This window comes from Kitasatospora sp. NPDC001095, assembly GCF_053598615.1.
On the sequence record NZ_JBSFKQ010000005.1, the window covers coordinates 47344 to 61251 of the forward strand.

A 13908-nucleotide genomic window follows, 5' to 3' on the forward strand; every position below is an offset into this window, starting at 1 on the left:
TCAGGCCTCCAGCACCGAGCGGAGGTCCCACAGGGTGCGCCAGGTGGCGGCGCCCTGTTCGGCGCGGCGGCGGACCGGGCCGTCCCAGTAGCCGAGCAGCCGGCCCGCGTCGGACGGTTCGTCCTTGCGGACGACGCCGAGGAGCTGGCCGGGCAGCCGGCCGAGCAGGTCCCCTCCGTCGGGCAGGTAGGCGGCGCTGACGCCGAGCGAGGTGGCGACGGAGACCGCCTCGGCGGTGCTCATCACGGTGGACGGGCGTTCGACGTCCCAGCCCTCGGTGGAGCGGCCGGTGCGCAGGTCGCGGAAGGCGGTGACCAGGGCCTCCAGGACGGCGTCGTCCACCGCGTAGGCGGCGCCGGCCCGGGCCACGGCGGCGGTGGACTGGCGGCGGACCAGGTCGACCTCGGCGGCGAGGCTGCCGATCGGGCCGACCGTCTCGAAGTTGAACCGCCGCTTGAGCGCCGCGGACATCTCGCTGACGCCCTTGTCCCGCAGGTTGGCGGTGGCGATCAGGGTGAAGCCGGCTGCGGCGTGCAGCTGCCCGTCCGGGGTGCCGGCCAGCTCGGGGACGGCGATGCGCCGTTCCGAGAGCAGCGAGACCAGGGCGTCCTGCACCTCGGGCAGGCAGCGGGTGACCTCCTCGACCCGGGCGACCGCGCCGGTGGTCATCGCGGTGAGCACCGGCGAGGGGACGAGGGCCTCGCGGCTGGGCCCCTTGGCCAGCAGCAGGGCGTAGTTCCAGCCGTACTTGAGCTGGTCCTCGGTGGTGCCGGCGGTGCCCTGGACGGTGAGCGCGCTGGTGCCGCAGACGGCGGCGGCGAGCAGTTCGGAGAGCATGGACTTGGCGGTACCGGGCTCGCCGACGAGGAGCAGGCCGCGTTCCCCGGCGAGGGTGACGACGCAGCGCTCGACCAGGGCGCGCTCGCCGACGAACTTCGGCTCGATGACGAGGCCCTTGCGCCCGGCCTTGAGCTTCTCGCCGCCGCTGCCCATCACGAAGGTGACCACGGCGCGCGGGGTCAGGCGCCAGCCGGGCGGGCGCGGGCCGCTGTCGTGGGCGGCCAGGAACTCCAGTTCGGCGGCGTACTTCTCCTCGGGCGGAACGGTCTGCCGGTCCGCGGCGGCGGGGGCGGTGGTGGTGGTCGTGCTCATCGGCGGGCCTTCCTGCGCTTGCTGGTCTGGAGCTCTTCGTAACCGGGGGTGTCGCCGTCGACGGTCCGCTGCCAGGCCCGGGCGAACAGCTCGGGGACGGGCAGGGTGACCAGCGCGGGCCGGTGGGTGGGCAGGTCGTACAGGGCGGCCTTCCAGGTCTCGGCCGGCAGCGCGGGTGCCTTGGCCTCCTGCCAGCCGCCGGGCAGGAAGAGGCTGCGGCCGGCCCGGGCGCGCTTGGCCTCCAGCACCAGGCCGGTGGCGGCGAGTTCGGCGCGGGCCTTCTTCAGCCTGGCGGGCTTCCAGCCCGTCCAGCGGGCGGCGTTGCGGTCGGTCGGGTCGGGCAGGGCGAGCAGCTGGAGGTAGAGCGTGGCCGCGTCCTCGCCCAGGCCGTGGGTGCGGGACACCTCGGTGACCAGCCCGGGGACGGACAGCTGGGGGTTCTGCAGCCAGGCCGGGCCCTCGCCGTCGGCCGGCACGGTGGCGGCGGAAGCCAGTTGCTCCGGCTCGCCGCGCAGCAGGGACTCGATGGCACGCCGCTCGACGGAGTACCAGTAGCTGTCGGTGAGCCCGTCGAGCAGTTCGAGCAGCGGGTCGTCCGGGCCGGTGAGGGCGGCCGGGCGCAGCCAGACCCGCTCGTACTTCTCGTGGTGCGGCGCCAGGACGAGCGCAGGACCGCAGCGGACCAGGCCGTCCTGGTCGGCGCCGCCCTCGGCGGGCAGCCCGAAGTGGGTGCGCAGGACGGCGGACAGCGGGGCGCCCTTGACGGTGCTGATCAGGTGGAGGTCGAGCAGCAGCTCCGGGTCGGCCAGCCGGTCGCGCAGCGCGGTGGCGGCGGTGGGCAGCAGCGGGCGCAGCGGGCTGTCGGCGGGCAGGTGGTAGGCGAGCCAGCGCAGCGCCTCGACGGTGTCGCGCAACGCGCCGTTGTCGGGGAGGGCGGAGGCGTCCTCGGGGACCAGCCGGGGGCCGGACCCGCCTTCCTCGGTGATCCGGTAGCCGGTGCGTCGGGTGAGCCACGGGGTGCGGGAGGGGTTGAGCACCGCCTCGACGGTGTCGATGGACACGCCCTGGACGGTGGCCAGCGCCTCCTCCGGGAGGGTGACGAGCCGTCCGAAGCGCCGGATCCACTCCTCGGCTCCGGCGGCGAGGTCGGGGCCGTCCGTCCACAGGGTCTTCGGGTCGGCGGGCAGCAGAGCGCCCCAGACCGCGGCCAGGCCGGCGTGGTCGTGGCCGCACAGCCAGGCCCTGGCGGCCTTGAACTCGCCGGTCTTGAGGCCGAGTTCGGCGGGCACTGCGACGGAACCCCAGTGCAGCAGGCCGGACGGCGGGCTGAGCAGCAGGGCGGCGCGGGCGGCGCCGATGCCGGTGAGCGCGCTGAAGGCCTCGGCCCGGGCGGGGTCCACCGGGATGGTGCGGCGCAGCGCGGCGACCCGCCAGAACTTGGCGGCCCAGGCGGCGGAGACCAGTTCCTCGGTGCCGCGCTCCGCGACGGTGGTGAAGTGCGCGACGGGGCCGAACTCCCCGCTCGGGTCGTGGTCGACGGCGAGCCAGTGGACCGTGCCGTCGTTGTACTGCCGCCGGTGGCCGAGGATGACGACGGTGCGCTCTCCGTGCCGCAGCACCTCGCCCTGGCGGCGGGTGACCTGGCGGTTGCCGGTACCGTTCGCGGCCGCCGGGACCGGCTCGGCGAGGACGATCTCGCGCAGGGTGGCGCCGCGGTCGGCCAGCGGGCCCCTGGTCAGTTCGCCGAGCAGCAGGACCAGCGAGGAGCGGTGGGCGGGCCGGGTGAACGGCGCGGCCACCGCGTAGGCGAGGGCGTGCAGCCGGCCGAGCAGGTCCAGCCAGCCGTGGTGGGCGTCGGCGCTGCGCAGAGTGACGGTGGCGGGGGTGGTCCAGCCCTCCCCGGCCGCGGCGGGCGGGGCGGCCAGCACGGCGCTGACGGTGCGCAGGTTGTTGAGCACCGCCCACTGCTCGGACTCGCCCCAGTTGCTGCCGAGGCCGTCGATCCCGGGCAGCACGGCCCGCACGGCGTCGCGCAGTTCGTGGTCGCGGCCGTGGTCGGGCCGCCACTCGGTGTCCTTCGCCGTGCTCGGGCGCTCGGCCTCCGGCTGCGGGAGGAACCGGGCGACCTGGTCGAGGAGGTTGGCCGCGGTGCGGGCGAGCCCGGCGACGCCGGCCAGCAGCCGCGGGTGGGCGATGCCGGGCAGGGCGGCGCCGACCGCCTGGACGGGCAGGGAGCGCAGGGCCTCGCCGTTGCGGGCGAGCGGGCGGCGCACGCCCTGGACGGTGAGCCAGCGCCGCTCGTCCTCCGGGCCCGGCTCGGCGTCGACCGGCCAGGCGGCGTCGATCAGCCGGACGGCCTGTTCGGCGGTGACGGCGCGCAGCACCTCGGAGCCCGCCTCGTCGCGCGGGCGCAGGGCGTGCCAGTGCGGGTAGGGCGGGATCAGCGGGGTGCCGGCGGCGGAGAGCTCTCCGGAGCGGCAGGGGCGCAGGTCGGTGGTGCGGTCGGCGCGGCCGGTGAGGTCGGGCAGGTTGAGCGCGAAGTGGTCGCCGGAGACGTGGCTGACCACCGGCGCGGCCCCGCCGGGCAGGCTGAGCCGGCCGACCGGGACGGTGTCCGTGCGCTGGCCGCCCAGCGGCACCACGATGTGCTGCCCGTCGGCGGTGAAGGTGGTGACGGCCTTGCCGGGCTCGACCCGGGCCCAGCTGCCGAGCACGGTGCCGTCGGTGCCGAGCGGGGTCCGCTCCAGGCCGGGCTGGAGCGGCAGCAGCCAGGTGCTGCGGTGGACCAGTCGGCCGGCCGGGGCGGTGGCGGCGATCACCGGTGGTTCGGCGGTGCGCCCCAGGGTGCCCGTGGCCGGGTCGAGTTCGCGCAGGACGGCGTCGCCCTCGGAGGTGCGGCGCTGCGTCCAGTAGCCGGTGCCGTCGCCGAGGACGCGGTGTTCCTGGGGCATCCGGGTGTCGCCGGCGTGCAGCGGGCGCTCGCCGGTGGTGCGGCCGCCGCCGGGCAGTTGGAGGGACGGCGCCTGGGGATCCCGGTTGCCGTAGTAGTAGCCGGTGATGGTCTGGCCCTCGAGCTCGAACTGCTCGTCCGGGCGGCTGGACCAGTAGGCGAGCTGCTTGCCCTCGTGCCGCCAGGCGACCAGCAGCTCGCCGTCCACCAGGCGCAGCCTGGTGCGGGCGGCCGGGCCGGGCGTGCGCAGGGTGTGCTCCAGCAGGATGCCCTCCGGGCCGACCACGACGGCCTGGTCGCGGCGGGAGAGGATCAGCTGCGGCCAGGCGTCCTCGATGACCAGCTCGTCCAGGCCGGCGACGCCCAGGCTGGGGACGGGGTGCTGCGGGGCGTCGGCGGCGGGCGGGTCGGCGAGCTTGGCGAGCGCCTCCTCCAGGGCGGGCCAGCCGAGTTCGTCCAGGATGCCGGCCCGGAGGGCGTCGGTGAGCAGCGTGGTGACGTCGAGGGCGGCGATCCGCTCGGCGACGGCCGGGGCGACCGTCCGGACGGCCGTGCGGTACTGGTCGATCGAGCGGACCAGGTCGGCGGCGCCGGCCAGGCCGCGGGCGGCGGACAGTTCGTCGGCGCGCTGCTCGGCCCATTCGGCGAACAGCTCGTTGAGCACCGGCAGGGCGGGTGCCCGCCGCTTGACGGCCGTCTCCCAGGCGCCCGGGGTGGCGGTGCGCAGCAGCGGCCGGTACCGCTCGTCGGCGGCGACGGCGGTGAGGGCGGGACTGTCGGGGCCGCACTGCGCGACCCACTCGCGCAGGTCGAGGCCGAAGCCGGACGGCGGGTCGGCGACCGGGACGCCCGCGGCCAGCAGCTGGTCCAGCAGGTCGATCCGGGTGTGGCTGCCGCGGATGCCGGTGTGGAGGTCGACCGGGACGGCGTCGGCCTTCAGCCGCTCGGCCATCCGGCCGGCCAGCGCGAGGGTGGCCGGGCAGCTGGGCCGGCTGCGCCAGCCGCGGCCGTGGTGGTTGCACCAGCGCTGGAGCCAGGCGGCGGCGGGTTCGGCGCCCTCGGGGCGGGGGCCGGTGAGCAGTTCCTCGGCGCCGGTCTCGGCGAGCAGCTCCAGCCAGGCGGTGTCGTGCGGGGCCGGGTCGGTGGAGGCCGGGTCGGGCAGCAGTTCCAGCAGGCGGGTGCGGACCGCCGCGTCGCCGCGGCCGAGTTCGACCAGCGCGCCGTGCCAGGACTTCCAGAACGCGCCGGGCGCCCGGTTGACCGCCGGGGAGTCCAGCAGCTCGGCGAGCAGCGCGCGTTCGTGCTCGGCACGGTCCAGTCCGGCGGCCTTGATCAGGGCGCGGGCGTCCTCGGCGACCCCGGCGTACGGGGCCATGCCGGCCGCGGAGCGCTCGGTGCACAGCTGGCGGAAGCGCTGCCAGGCGGTCAGCGGGTCGAGCCGCTGGGCGAGTTCCTTGACGTACTGGCGCAGGGACTTGACGGTGAGCGCACCGGCGAGGGCGAACTCCAGGAAGACGGCGCGCAGCCGCTCCTCGTCCACGGTGAGGCCGTGGGTGCGCTCGGCCTCGCGGGCCTTGCCGAACCAGGCGGCGGCGTAGGTCCGGTTCTCGTGGCGGAGGAAGATCCGGCCGACCTCCTCGCAGAAGGTGGGCAGGAAGTGCGGGACGGCCCGGCCGAGGCGCACTGCCAGTTCGTCGAAGCCGTCCTTGGCGGCGCCGGGCTTGGCGGCGGCCTGGCGGGCGAGCCGCTCCATCTCCTTGACCAGGGCGAGCGCGTGGTGGCCGTTGGCCGGGTCGTGGACCAGGGCCCAGGCGGGGAAGCCGAGCGCCTCCTGGCGGACCTGGCCGACCTCGGCGGGCGCGGCCTCGGGGGCCAGGCCGAGGAAGTCGAGGGCGAGGTCCTCGGCCTGCCCGAGGGAGCCGGGGACGAGCCGGACGATCCGGCGCCCGTCGAGCGCCGGGTGGGTGTAGGTGCGGGCGGTGAGCACGTCGGCGGCGCTGTCGGGGCGGCCGGCGTCGGGCAGCGTGCCGGGCGGGAGCACGGCCCCGGCGTCGAGCAGCTCCTCGGGCGTGGCGGCGGTCGGGTTCACGGTGGTGGTCATGCGGTCTCGTCCCCCTGGATCGTGCGGCCGGCGTACAGGGCCGCGGCCATCCGCATGCCCTCGGACCAGGCGACCGGTCCGACCTCGGTGAGCGGCAGGGCGCGGCCGTCGGGGCCGGCCCAGCTGAGCGCGCCGGTCTCGCACTCGTCGTACTCGTAGTAGTCGCCGACCCAGACCCGGGCCTCGACGGTGCGGCCGCCCTCGGTGACCGGCTGGACGGCGCAGCCGCCGCGGATTCGGCAGCCGAGCCGGTTGCTGCGCCCGACCAGCTCGCGCAGTTCCCGGTACCGCCCGCCGGCGTAGGTGGTGACCTCGGTGCCGGCCGGCACCTGCGCGGGCCGGTGCCAGACCTCGCGGTAGAGCTGCTGGACGCGCTGGGAGACGCCGAGTTCGACGGCGAACTCGCGCAGCTCGTCGAGGTCCTGGAGCAGGACGGGGTGCGGTATCAGGACCTCGCCGTCGGTGAGGCGCACGGTGTCGCCGTCCAGGTCGACCAGGCCGAGGCCGCGCTCGGCGTCGGCGCCGCGCAGGAAGCCGGCGACGGAGCCGTCCGTGGCGGTGACCACGAGGTCCTTCAGGACGCCCTGCCAGGCGTCGTCCGGCCACACGGCGGTGAGCACGGCGGCGGGCACCGGCAGCGAGCGGACCATCCAGCGCTCGACGGCCTCCAGGCAGCCGCGCTCGTGCGCGGCCAGCCACTCCGCGAGCTGCTTGAGCTGGGTGACCACCGGGTCGTCACCGAGCTTCGACGGTAGCGACTTGAGGTCGCGGCCCGCCGCGTTGCGGCACACCACCCTGCCGTCCCCGTCGAGCGCGACGCGGTACCCTCCCGCGCCCGTCTCCACCCATGCCACGGCCGTACTCCTCCCACCGGGAAACACCTGTCGATCGCCTTGCTGACCAGCGATGCGAGGAACGTAGCGAGGGGTACTGACAACGCGACGGGCGGGGTGACCCGGGCCCTGACATGGTGAATTCAAACCACTCGAACGAGTGATCGAAGAAGCGGAGAAAGGCGGGGCTGCTGCCCCCACGCAGCCGCCCCGCCCGTCCTTCAGCCCCCGGCCCCGGCCCCTCGGCCCCCGCTCCCCTGGCCCCCGGCCCCTCAACCCAGCGGCGCCCGGGGCACGATCACCGGCGCACCGTCGCCCGGCGCCGCGAGCACATGGCTGTCGATGTCGTACAGCGCGCGCACCAGCGGCGCGTCCACCACCTCCCGCGGCGGCCCGCAGGCCACCACCGCGCCGTCCCGCAGCGCGACCAGCAGGTCCGCGTAGCGGGCGGCCGCCGCGAGGTCGTGCAGCACCATGACCACCGTCCGCCCGCCCGCCGCGACCCGGCGGACCAGTTCCAGCACCTCCACCGCGTGGCCGAGGTCGAGCGCGCTGGTCGGCTCGTCGAGCAGCACCACCGGGGTGTCCTGGGCGAGCACCATGGCGAGCCAGCAGCGCTGGCGCTGGCCGCCGGAGAGCCGGTCGAGGCGGCGGTCGGCGAGGTCCTCGACGCCGGTGGCGCGCAGGGCCTCGGCGGTCAGCCGCTCGTCCTGCTCCGACCACTGGCGGAACAGTCCCTGGTGCGGGTGGCGGCCGTAGCGGACGAGCCCGGCCACGGTGACCGCCTCCGGGGCCTGCGGGCTCTGCGGCAGCAGCGCGACCCGGTGGGCGGCCTGGCGCGGGCGCAGCCGCCACACGTCCTCGCCGCCGACCAGGACCCGTCCGCCGTCCGGCCGGTGCAGTCTCGCGACGGACCGCAGCAGGGTGGACTTCCCGCAGCCGTTCGGGCCGACCACCGCCACCACCTGCCCGGCCGGTACGGTGAGGTCGACGCCGCCGAGCACCGGGCGCCCCGGCCCGTAGCCGGCGCTGAGACCCTCGATCGTCAACTCCATGGCAGTCTCCCCCTCGCCCGGCGCGCGCTCAGTTGCCGCCCAGCGCCTTGGAGAAGTCGCCGATGACGACGTCGGCGGCGAGCGGGCCGCCCCGGGTGGACCAGACCGAACCGTCCACGGTGACGGTGTGGTTGTTCTTCACCGCGCCCAGTTCCTGGTAGGCGGGCTTGGACTGGACGTCCTTGAGCGCGGCCTTGCCGTCGTCGGTGAGGGTGGAGAGGAACAGCCAGTCGCCGTCGATCTCGCCCAGCTTCTCCAGGCTGAGCGCCGGGCTGTGCGCGTTGCCGTCCTTGTCCTGGGCGGCCGGGCGGGTCAGGCCCATGTCGAGGGCGACGCCACTGGCGAACTGCTTCTTCTCCATCCAGCTCGGGCCGGTGGGGTTCCAGCGCACGATGGACACGGCGGCGCCCTTGTTCCTGGTGAGCTCACCGCCCGCCCTGGCGGCCTTGGCCTCGTAGTCGCCGATCACCTTGTTGGCCTGGTCCAGCTTGTTGACGGCGTTGCCGATGCCGCGGAAGGCGAGCTTCCAGTCGTCGGTGGGCGCCATGGTGACCAGCGTGGCGGGGGTGATCTCGCGCAGCTGCTTGAGCACCTGCTCGTCCTGCATGTCGCCGGCCAGGATCAGGTCCGGCTTGGCGGCGATCACCTTGTCCATCACGGGCTGGAGGAGGTTGCCGACCACCGGGACGCCCTGCACCTTGTCCTTGAGGTACGCGGGCGGCTCGGCCAGGCCCTGGCCGTTGGTGATGCCGACCGGCTTGACGCCCAGGGCGAGCACCGCGTCCAGGTCCTCCTGAGTGAGGGTGACGATCCGCTTGGGCTCGGCGGGGACCTCGACCGCCTTGCCGGTGGCGTCCTTGACGGTCCGCTTGTCACCGCTGCCGCCCTTGCCGCCGCCGGCCGCGTCCGCCGCCGGGGAGGCGGCCGTGGACGAGCCCGAGGAGGAGGACCCGGAGGAGCCGCAGCCGGCGAGCAGGAGCGCGGCCGCCCCGGTGACGGCCAGCGCCTGGGCCGCACGGCGGCGGACGGGGCTGAGCGGGCGACGGGCGAACGACATGGGGGCCTCCGGGGCAATGCTGGTAAGGGAGTTGAGCGAGGTCCGGGCAGCTCGACGGAGCGGGGGTGCCCCACAGACAGGCTCGATCGTTAGGTTAGCCTTACCTTATGACATTGTCGCAAGTCGGCGTCCACCCGGCGCCCCCGGCGCCCCCCGCCACCGCGCCGAAGCCCCGACGGCCCGGGCGGCCCGGGCGGCCCGGGCGGCCCCGACAGTCCGGGCAGTCCGGGCAGCGCACGGAGGGCCCCCGCCCCACCTGGCCGGCCGTCACAGCGGTGGTGGTGCTGCTGCTCGCCCTGGCCGCGCTCTCGCTGTCGGTCGGCGCCGGCGAGGTCGGCCCCGGCCGGGTGCTGGACTACCTGCTGAACCGCGACGGCGCCCGCGCCGACGGCCGGCTCGCCCTGGTCGTCGGCGACCTTCGACTGCCGCGCACCCTCACCGCCCTACTGGTCGGCGCCGCGCTCGGCGTCGCCGGGGCGCAGCTGCAGTCCGTCACCCGCAACCCGCTGGCCGAGACCGGGCTGCTCGGCGTCAACGCCGGCGCCTCGCTGGGCGTCGTGCTCGGCATCGCCGTGCTCGGCGTGCAGACCTCCTTCGGCTACCTCGCCTTCGCCTTCGGCGGCGCGGTGCTCGCCAGCACCGTGGTGCTGCTGGTCGCCAGCACCCGGGGCGGCGGCTCGCCGATGCGGCTGGTGCTCGCCGGCTCCGCCGTCGCGGCGGTCTTCCGCGGGCTCACCGACGTGCTGATCGTCAACTCCCCCGAGGCGTACGAGCGGTACCGGGTATGGGTGCTCGGCTCGCTGGCCGGGGTGGAGGGCTGGACGACGCTGCGCCAGCTCGCCCCGGTGCTCGGCGCCGGGTTCCTGCTCGCCGCCCTCACCACCCGGCCGCTGACCGCACTCGCCCTCGGCGACGACCTCGCCCGCGGCCTCGGCCACCGGCCAGGCGCCATCCGGGCCGCCGTCGCCGTCGCCGTCACCCTGCTGACCGCCTCCGCGGTCGCACTGGCCGGGCCGGTCGCCTTCCTCGGACTGCTCTCCGGCTTCCTCGCCCGCGCCGTCGCCGGCCCCCGGGTCGGGCGGCTCACCCTGCTCGCCGCGCTGTTCGGCGCCGCCGTGCTGACCGGCGCGGACGTGCTCGCCCGGGTGGTGGCCCGGCCCTTCGAGGCGCCGGTGTCGGTGATCGTCGCACTGATCGGCGCCCCGGCCCTGATCGCGATCGTCCGCTCGCGGCGCTCCGCCGCGCTGTCCATGGCCGACCCCGCCGAGTCCGCGCCGGCCGCCGCTCGCCGGGGCGAAGCTGCCGCGCCCAAGCCGGACTTGGCGCTGCGGTACGGCACCTGGTCACTGCTGCTGCCGCACCGGGCCCTGCTGGCCTCGCTCGGCTTGGCCGCCGCGCTGCTGGCCGCCGTGGTGGTCTCGGCGCACGCCGGGCAGAGCGAACTCGACCTCGCCCGTACCTTCCAGGCCGTGTTCGGCCACGGCGACCGGCTGGACGTGCTGCTGGTGCAGAAGTTCCGGCTCGGCCGGATCGTCGCCGGGCTCGCCGCCGGGGCCGCCCTCGGCCTGGCCGGCTGCCTCACCCAGACCCTCGCCCGCAACCGCCTGGCCACCCCCGAACTCCTCGGCGTCAACGACGGCGCGACGGCCGCCGTGCTGATCTCCGCCGGCACCGCGGGCACCTTCGGCGCCTGGTGGGCCGGACCGCTCGGCGCACTGGTCGCCGTCCTGGTCGTCACCCTGGCCTCCGGCGGGCTCGGCGCGCGCGGCTACCGGGTCCTGGTGGTCGGGCTCGCCATGTCCGCGCTGGCCTCGGCCGTCATCCAGGTCGCGATGGCCCGGCGCTCGCTCAACTCGGCGAGCTCGCTGTACATCTGGACCAACGGCAGCCTCAACGGGCGGGACCTCGCCGTCGCCACGCCCGCGCTGATCGGGCTGGCGGCGCTGGTGCCGATCGCGCTGGTGGTGGCCCGTCGGCTGGCGGTGCTGCGCTTCGACGACAGCGTCGCCTCCGCACTCGGCGTCGACCCGGGCCGGGTCCGGCTCGCCTGCCTGCTGCTGTCCGTCGCGCTGGCCGGGCTGGCGGTCGGCGTCTGCGGGCCGGTCGGCTTCGTGGCGCTGGCCGCGCCGGTGATCGCCGGGCGGCTGGCCGGGCCCGCGCGGGTGCCGGTGCTCGGCTCCGCTCTGACCGGCGCCCTGCTCGTCGTGCTCGCGGACACGCTGGGGCGGGTGCTGTTCGCAGGGGTGGAGATCCCCGTCGGCATCGTCACCACCGTCCTCGGCGGCCCCTTCCTGCTCTGGGTGCTGCTCGGCCGCAAGGGCAGCCCCGCGTGACCACTCCTGGAGGCCCCACCGTGGAAACCCGCTCCCCGCTGATCGCGCCCGACCCCGCCGACCCGGCCTACCGCCTGGTCACCTTCACCCACCGGGGCGGGGACTGCGATGGCGTGCTCGCCCTGCTGCACACCGTCACCGACAAGGACCGCCACGCCGGCGACCTGACACCACACCTGATGGAACGCCAGACGGACGGGGCGTGGTCGATCACCTACCGACTGCGCGCGGACCACCGCGCCTCCTACCAGCTGTACCCGTTCCGGGGCGAGGCCCCCGGCGCCACCCGCCCCGACTGGTTGCGCGTCCTCGACCACGCCCGCCCCGACCCGCACGACACCGAGCCCCGGCTGCCCGCCCGCGACGGCCGCCACCCGTCCTCGGTGCTCAGCCTGCCCGCCGCGCCCGCGCAGCCGTACGTGCGCCGGCGTGAGGGCGTGCCGCGCGGACGCACGCTCGCCCGCACGCAGGCCGGGCGGCGGGTGGACGTCCACCTGCCAGCGGGGCACCGCGCGGACGGCGGCCCGTACCCGATCGCGGTGCTGCTGGACGGCGAGATGTGGGGCGAGGTGCTCTCCGTCGGCGACACCCTCGACAACCTGACGGCGGACGGCGCCATCCCGCCGACCGTCGCCCTGCTCGTCCACACCATGGGCCCGAAGCGGCCGGACGACCTGAGCTGCAACCCGGCCTTCGTCGACCTCCTCGCCGACCGCCTGTTGCCCTGGGCCGGGGCGGAGTTCGGCGCGACCACCGATCCCTCGGCCACCGTGATCGCCGGCCAGAGCGCGGGCGGCCTCACCGCCGCCTACGCGGCCTACCGCCGCCCGGAGCACTTCGGCAACGCGCTCTGCCAGTCCGGGTCCTTCTGGTGGCCGGACGAGACCGAGTTCGACGCCGGCAGCGAGTGGTTGACCCGCCGCTTCGCCGCCGAGGAGCGGCGCCCGGCCCGCTTCTGGGTCGAGGTCGGCCTCCAGGAGTGGATGCTCCTCGCCCAGAACCGCCACCTGCGCGACGTCCTCACGGCCCGCGGCTACGACCTCGCCTACCGCGAGTTCAACGGCGGCCACGACTACGCCTGCTGGCGCGGCGGGTTGGCGGACGGGCTGGCGCACCTGCTGGGGTCACCCGGAGGGATGATTTCGGACTGACGGTCGCCACGCAACGCAACGTCGTCATCCAGGTCGTTCCGTCGGAGGGTTTCCACCCTGGCCTGGAAGGACAGCTCATTCTCCTCGACTTGCCCGAACACAAGCGGATCGCCTATGAAGAGGGCCAAGCTGGCGGGCGGCTGTACTCGGACGTCGACAAGGTACAGCTCCTGAGCCAACGCCATTAAAGGATCCTCCGACAGGCTCTCACGCCGGAGCAGGCGGCTGGGTTCATCAACAAGCTGGTGGAGGATCAGTGAATCGCGAGTTGGTCTGGTTCAGGTCCAGTCACAGCGGGAGTGAGGGTGACGCTTGCGTGGAGGTCGCCCGCACCCCGGGCATCATCCACGTCCGCGACTCCAAGGACAAGACCGGCCCCCAACTCACCTTCACCACGGAATCCTGGGCCGACTTCGTCTGCTTCGCCCGCCTCGCCACGCCCGGGGCCGGTCGGTCCCGATAGGGGAGAAGCCCCGGGCACGGTACGGCTCCGAGCCTACGGCGCGGTCCCGCGGGTCGCGCCGTAGGCTCGGCGGATCTAGGCGTACGGAGGGGTGGGGCGCGTGGGGCACGTGGTGGTGACGGGGTCGGCCGGGTTGGTGGGGTCCGTGGTGGTTCGGCTGCTGCGGGGGTCGGGCCGCGAGGTGCACCGGGATCCGGCGGCCCTGGTCGCGGAGCGGCTGCCCGCGGCGGCGACCGGGTTCGGGCGGCTCGGATGGGACCTGCCCTCCTCCGTCGACCGCGTCTACGTGTCCGAGCGGGCCTCGGCCGTGCTGGGGTACCGGCCGTGGCACGGGGTGGCCGAGGTGCTGGCCGAGGCCGAGGGACACGGCTTGTCGAACGATCAGACCAGGCACCAGACTTGCCCCCATGTCGACTGAACGAACCACCCGGTCCGTCGGAGCCGGTATCGGGCTGGTATTCCTCCAAGCCGGCGCGGGAGCCCTGCCGCTGGCCTTCGAGGTGCCGGTGCGGGTGCTCTCGGTGGCCGCGTTCCTCGGAGTCATCGGGGTCGGGAAGCGCTGGGGCGGCCGGGAGGAGCCGGCGGGCCGCACCTTCGACCTCGCCGCCCTCCTGCGGCGGCCCGCGCTGCGCGTCCTCGGCGCCGCGATGGCACTGTGCTGGGTCGGCGGACTGGTGCTGGCCCTCCGCGGCGCCCCGACGGCCGTCGTCGGCGCGGTCGCCGGGATCGCCCCGGGCGCGCTGCTGCTGGGCGCGGTGTGGTGGCTGTCCGCCCGGCCGCAGCGCGCGTCCGGGCGGACCACCGGCTGAGGGC

At 75.6% G+C, this 13908-nt stretch carries 11 protein-coding genes; 6 read left to right on the forward strand and 5 right to left on the reverse strand.

The features are described 5' to 3' along the window. The 5 genes from ACWDBB_RS06950 to ACWDBB_RS06970 form a co-directional block, all read right to left on the reverse strand. Positions 1-1152 carry an ATP-binding protein gene (locus tag ACWDBB_RS06950; RefSeq protein WP_402400381.1) on the reverse strand — a complete coding sequence of 384 codons (1152 nt, stop codon included), beginning with the start codon at positions 1150-1152 and terminating at the stop codon, positions 1-3. After that, complete coding sequence (locus ACWDBB_RS06955) at positions 1149-6203, reverse strand: hypothetical protein (RefSeq protein WP_449788565.1); 5055 nt, start codon at positions 6201-6203, stop codon at positions 1149-1151. The genes ACWDBB_RS06950 and ACWDBB_RS06955 overlap by 4 nt, the downstream gene beginning before the upstream one ends. Beyond that, positions 6200-7057 carry a DUF4132 domain-containing protein gene (locus ACWDBB_RS06960; protein ID WP_449788566.1) on the reverse strand — a complete coding sequence of 286 codons (858 nt, stop codon included), beginning with the start codon at positions 7055-7057 and terminating at the stop codon, positions 6200-6202. The genes ACWDBB_RS06955 and ACWDBB_RS06960 overlap by 4 nt, the downstream gene beginning before the upstream one ends. A 251-nt stretch (positions 7058-7308) precedes the next feature. Continuing rightward, positions 7309-8091 carry an ABC transporter ATP-binding protein gene (locus tag ACWDBB_RS06965; RefSeq protein WP_392872176.1) on the reverse strand — a complete coding sequence of 261 codons (783 nt, stop codon included), beginning with the start codon at positions 8089-8091 and terminating at the stop codon, positions 7309-7311. 28 nt (positions 8092-8119) lie between these two features. Beyond that, positions 8120-9148: an ABC transporter substrate-binding protein gene (locus ACWDBB_RS06970; RefSeq protein ID WP_449788567.1), complete on the reverse strand. Its 1029-nt coding sequence runs from the start codon at positions 9146-9148 to the stop codon at positions 8120-8122. 107 nt (positions 9149-9255) lie between these two features. On the opposite strand from ACWDBB_RS06970, the gene fhuB reads away from it, so the two are divergent. The 6 genes from fhuB (at position 9256) to ACWDBB_RS07000 (ending at position 13904) form a co-directional block, all read left to right on the forward strand. Then, positions 9256-11481, forward strand: a complete 2226-nt coding sequence (fhuB, locus tag ACWDBB_RS06975; RefSeq protein ID WP_449788568.1) for a Fe(3+)-hydroxamate ABC transporter permease FhuB — start codon at positions 9256-9258, stop codon at positions 11479-11481. Positions 11482-11501: 20 nt separating this feature from the next. Next, positions 11502-12632, forward strand: a complete 1131-nt coding sequence (gene fes / locus ACWDBB_RS06980; protein WP_449788569.1) for an enterochelin esterase — start codon at positions 11502-11504, stop codon at positions 12630-12632. 26 nt (positions 12633-12658) lie between these two features. Next, a complete protein-coding gene (locus ACWDBB_RS06985) occupies positions 12659-12820 on the forward strand; it encodes a Scr1 family TA system antitoxin-like transcriptional regulator (protein ID WP_449788700.1) in 162 nt (53 codons plus the stop codon). Positions 12821-12888: 68 nt separating this feature from the next. Then, positions 12889-13095: a DUF397 domain-containing protein gene (locus ACWDBB_RS06990; protein ID WP_449788570.1), complete on the forward strand. Its 207-nt coding sequence runs from the start codon at positions 12889-12891 to the stop codon at positions 13093-13095. A gap of 145 nt (positions 13096-13240) precedes the next feature. Beyond that, the gene (locus ACWDBB_RS06995; RefSeq protein WP_449788571.1) at positions 13241-13513 is read left to right on the forward strand and encodes a hypothetical protein; all 273 of its coding nucleotides are present in this window, start codon (positions 13241-13243) and stop codon (positions 13511-13513) included. Further along, a complete protein-coding gene (locus ACWDBB_RS07000) occupies positions 13503-13904 on the forward strand; it encodes a hypothetical protein (RefSeq protein ID WP_449788572.1) in 402 nt (133 codons plus the stop codon). Before ACWDBB_RS06995 ends, ACWDBB_RS07000 begins: the two co-directional genes overlap by 11 nt. Positions 13905-13908 lie beyond the last annotated feature (4 nt).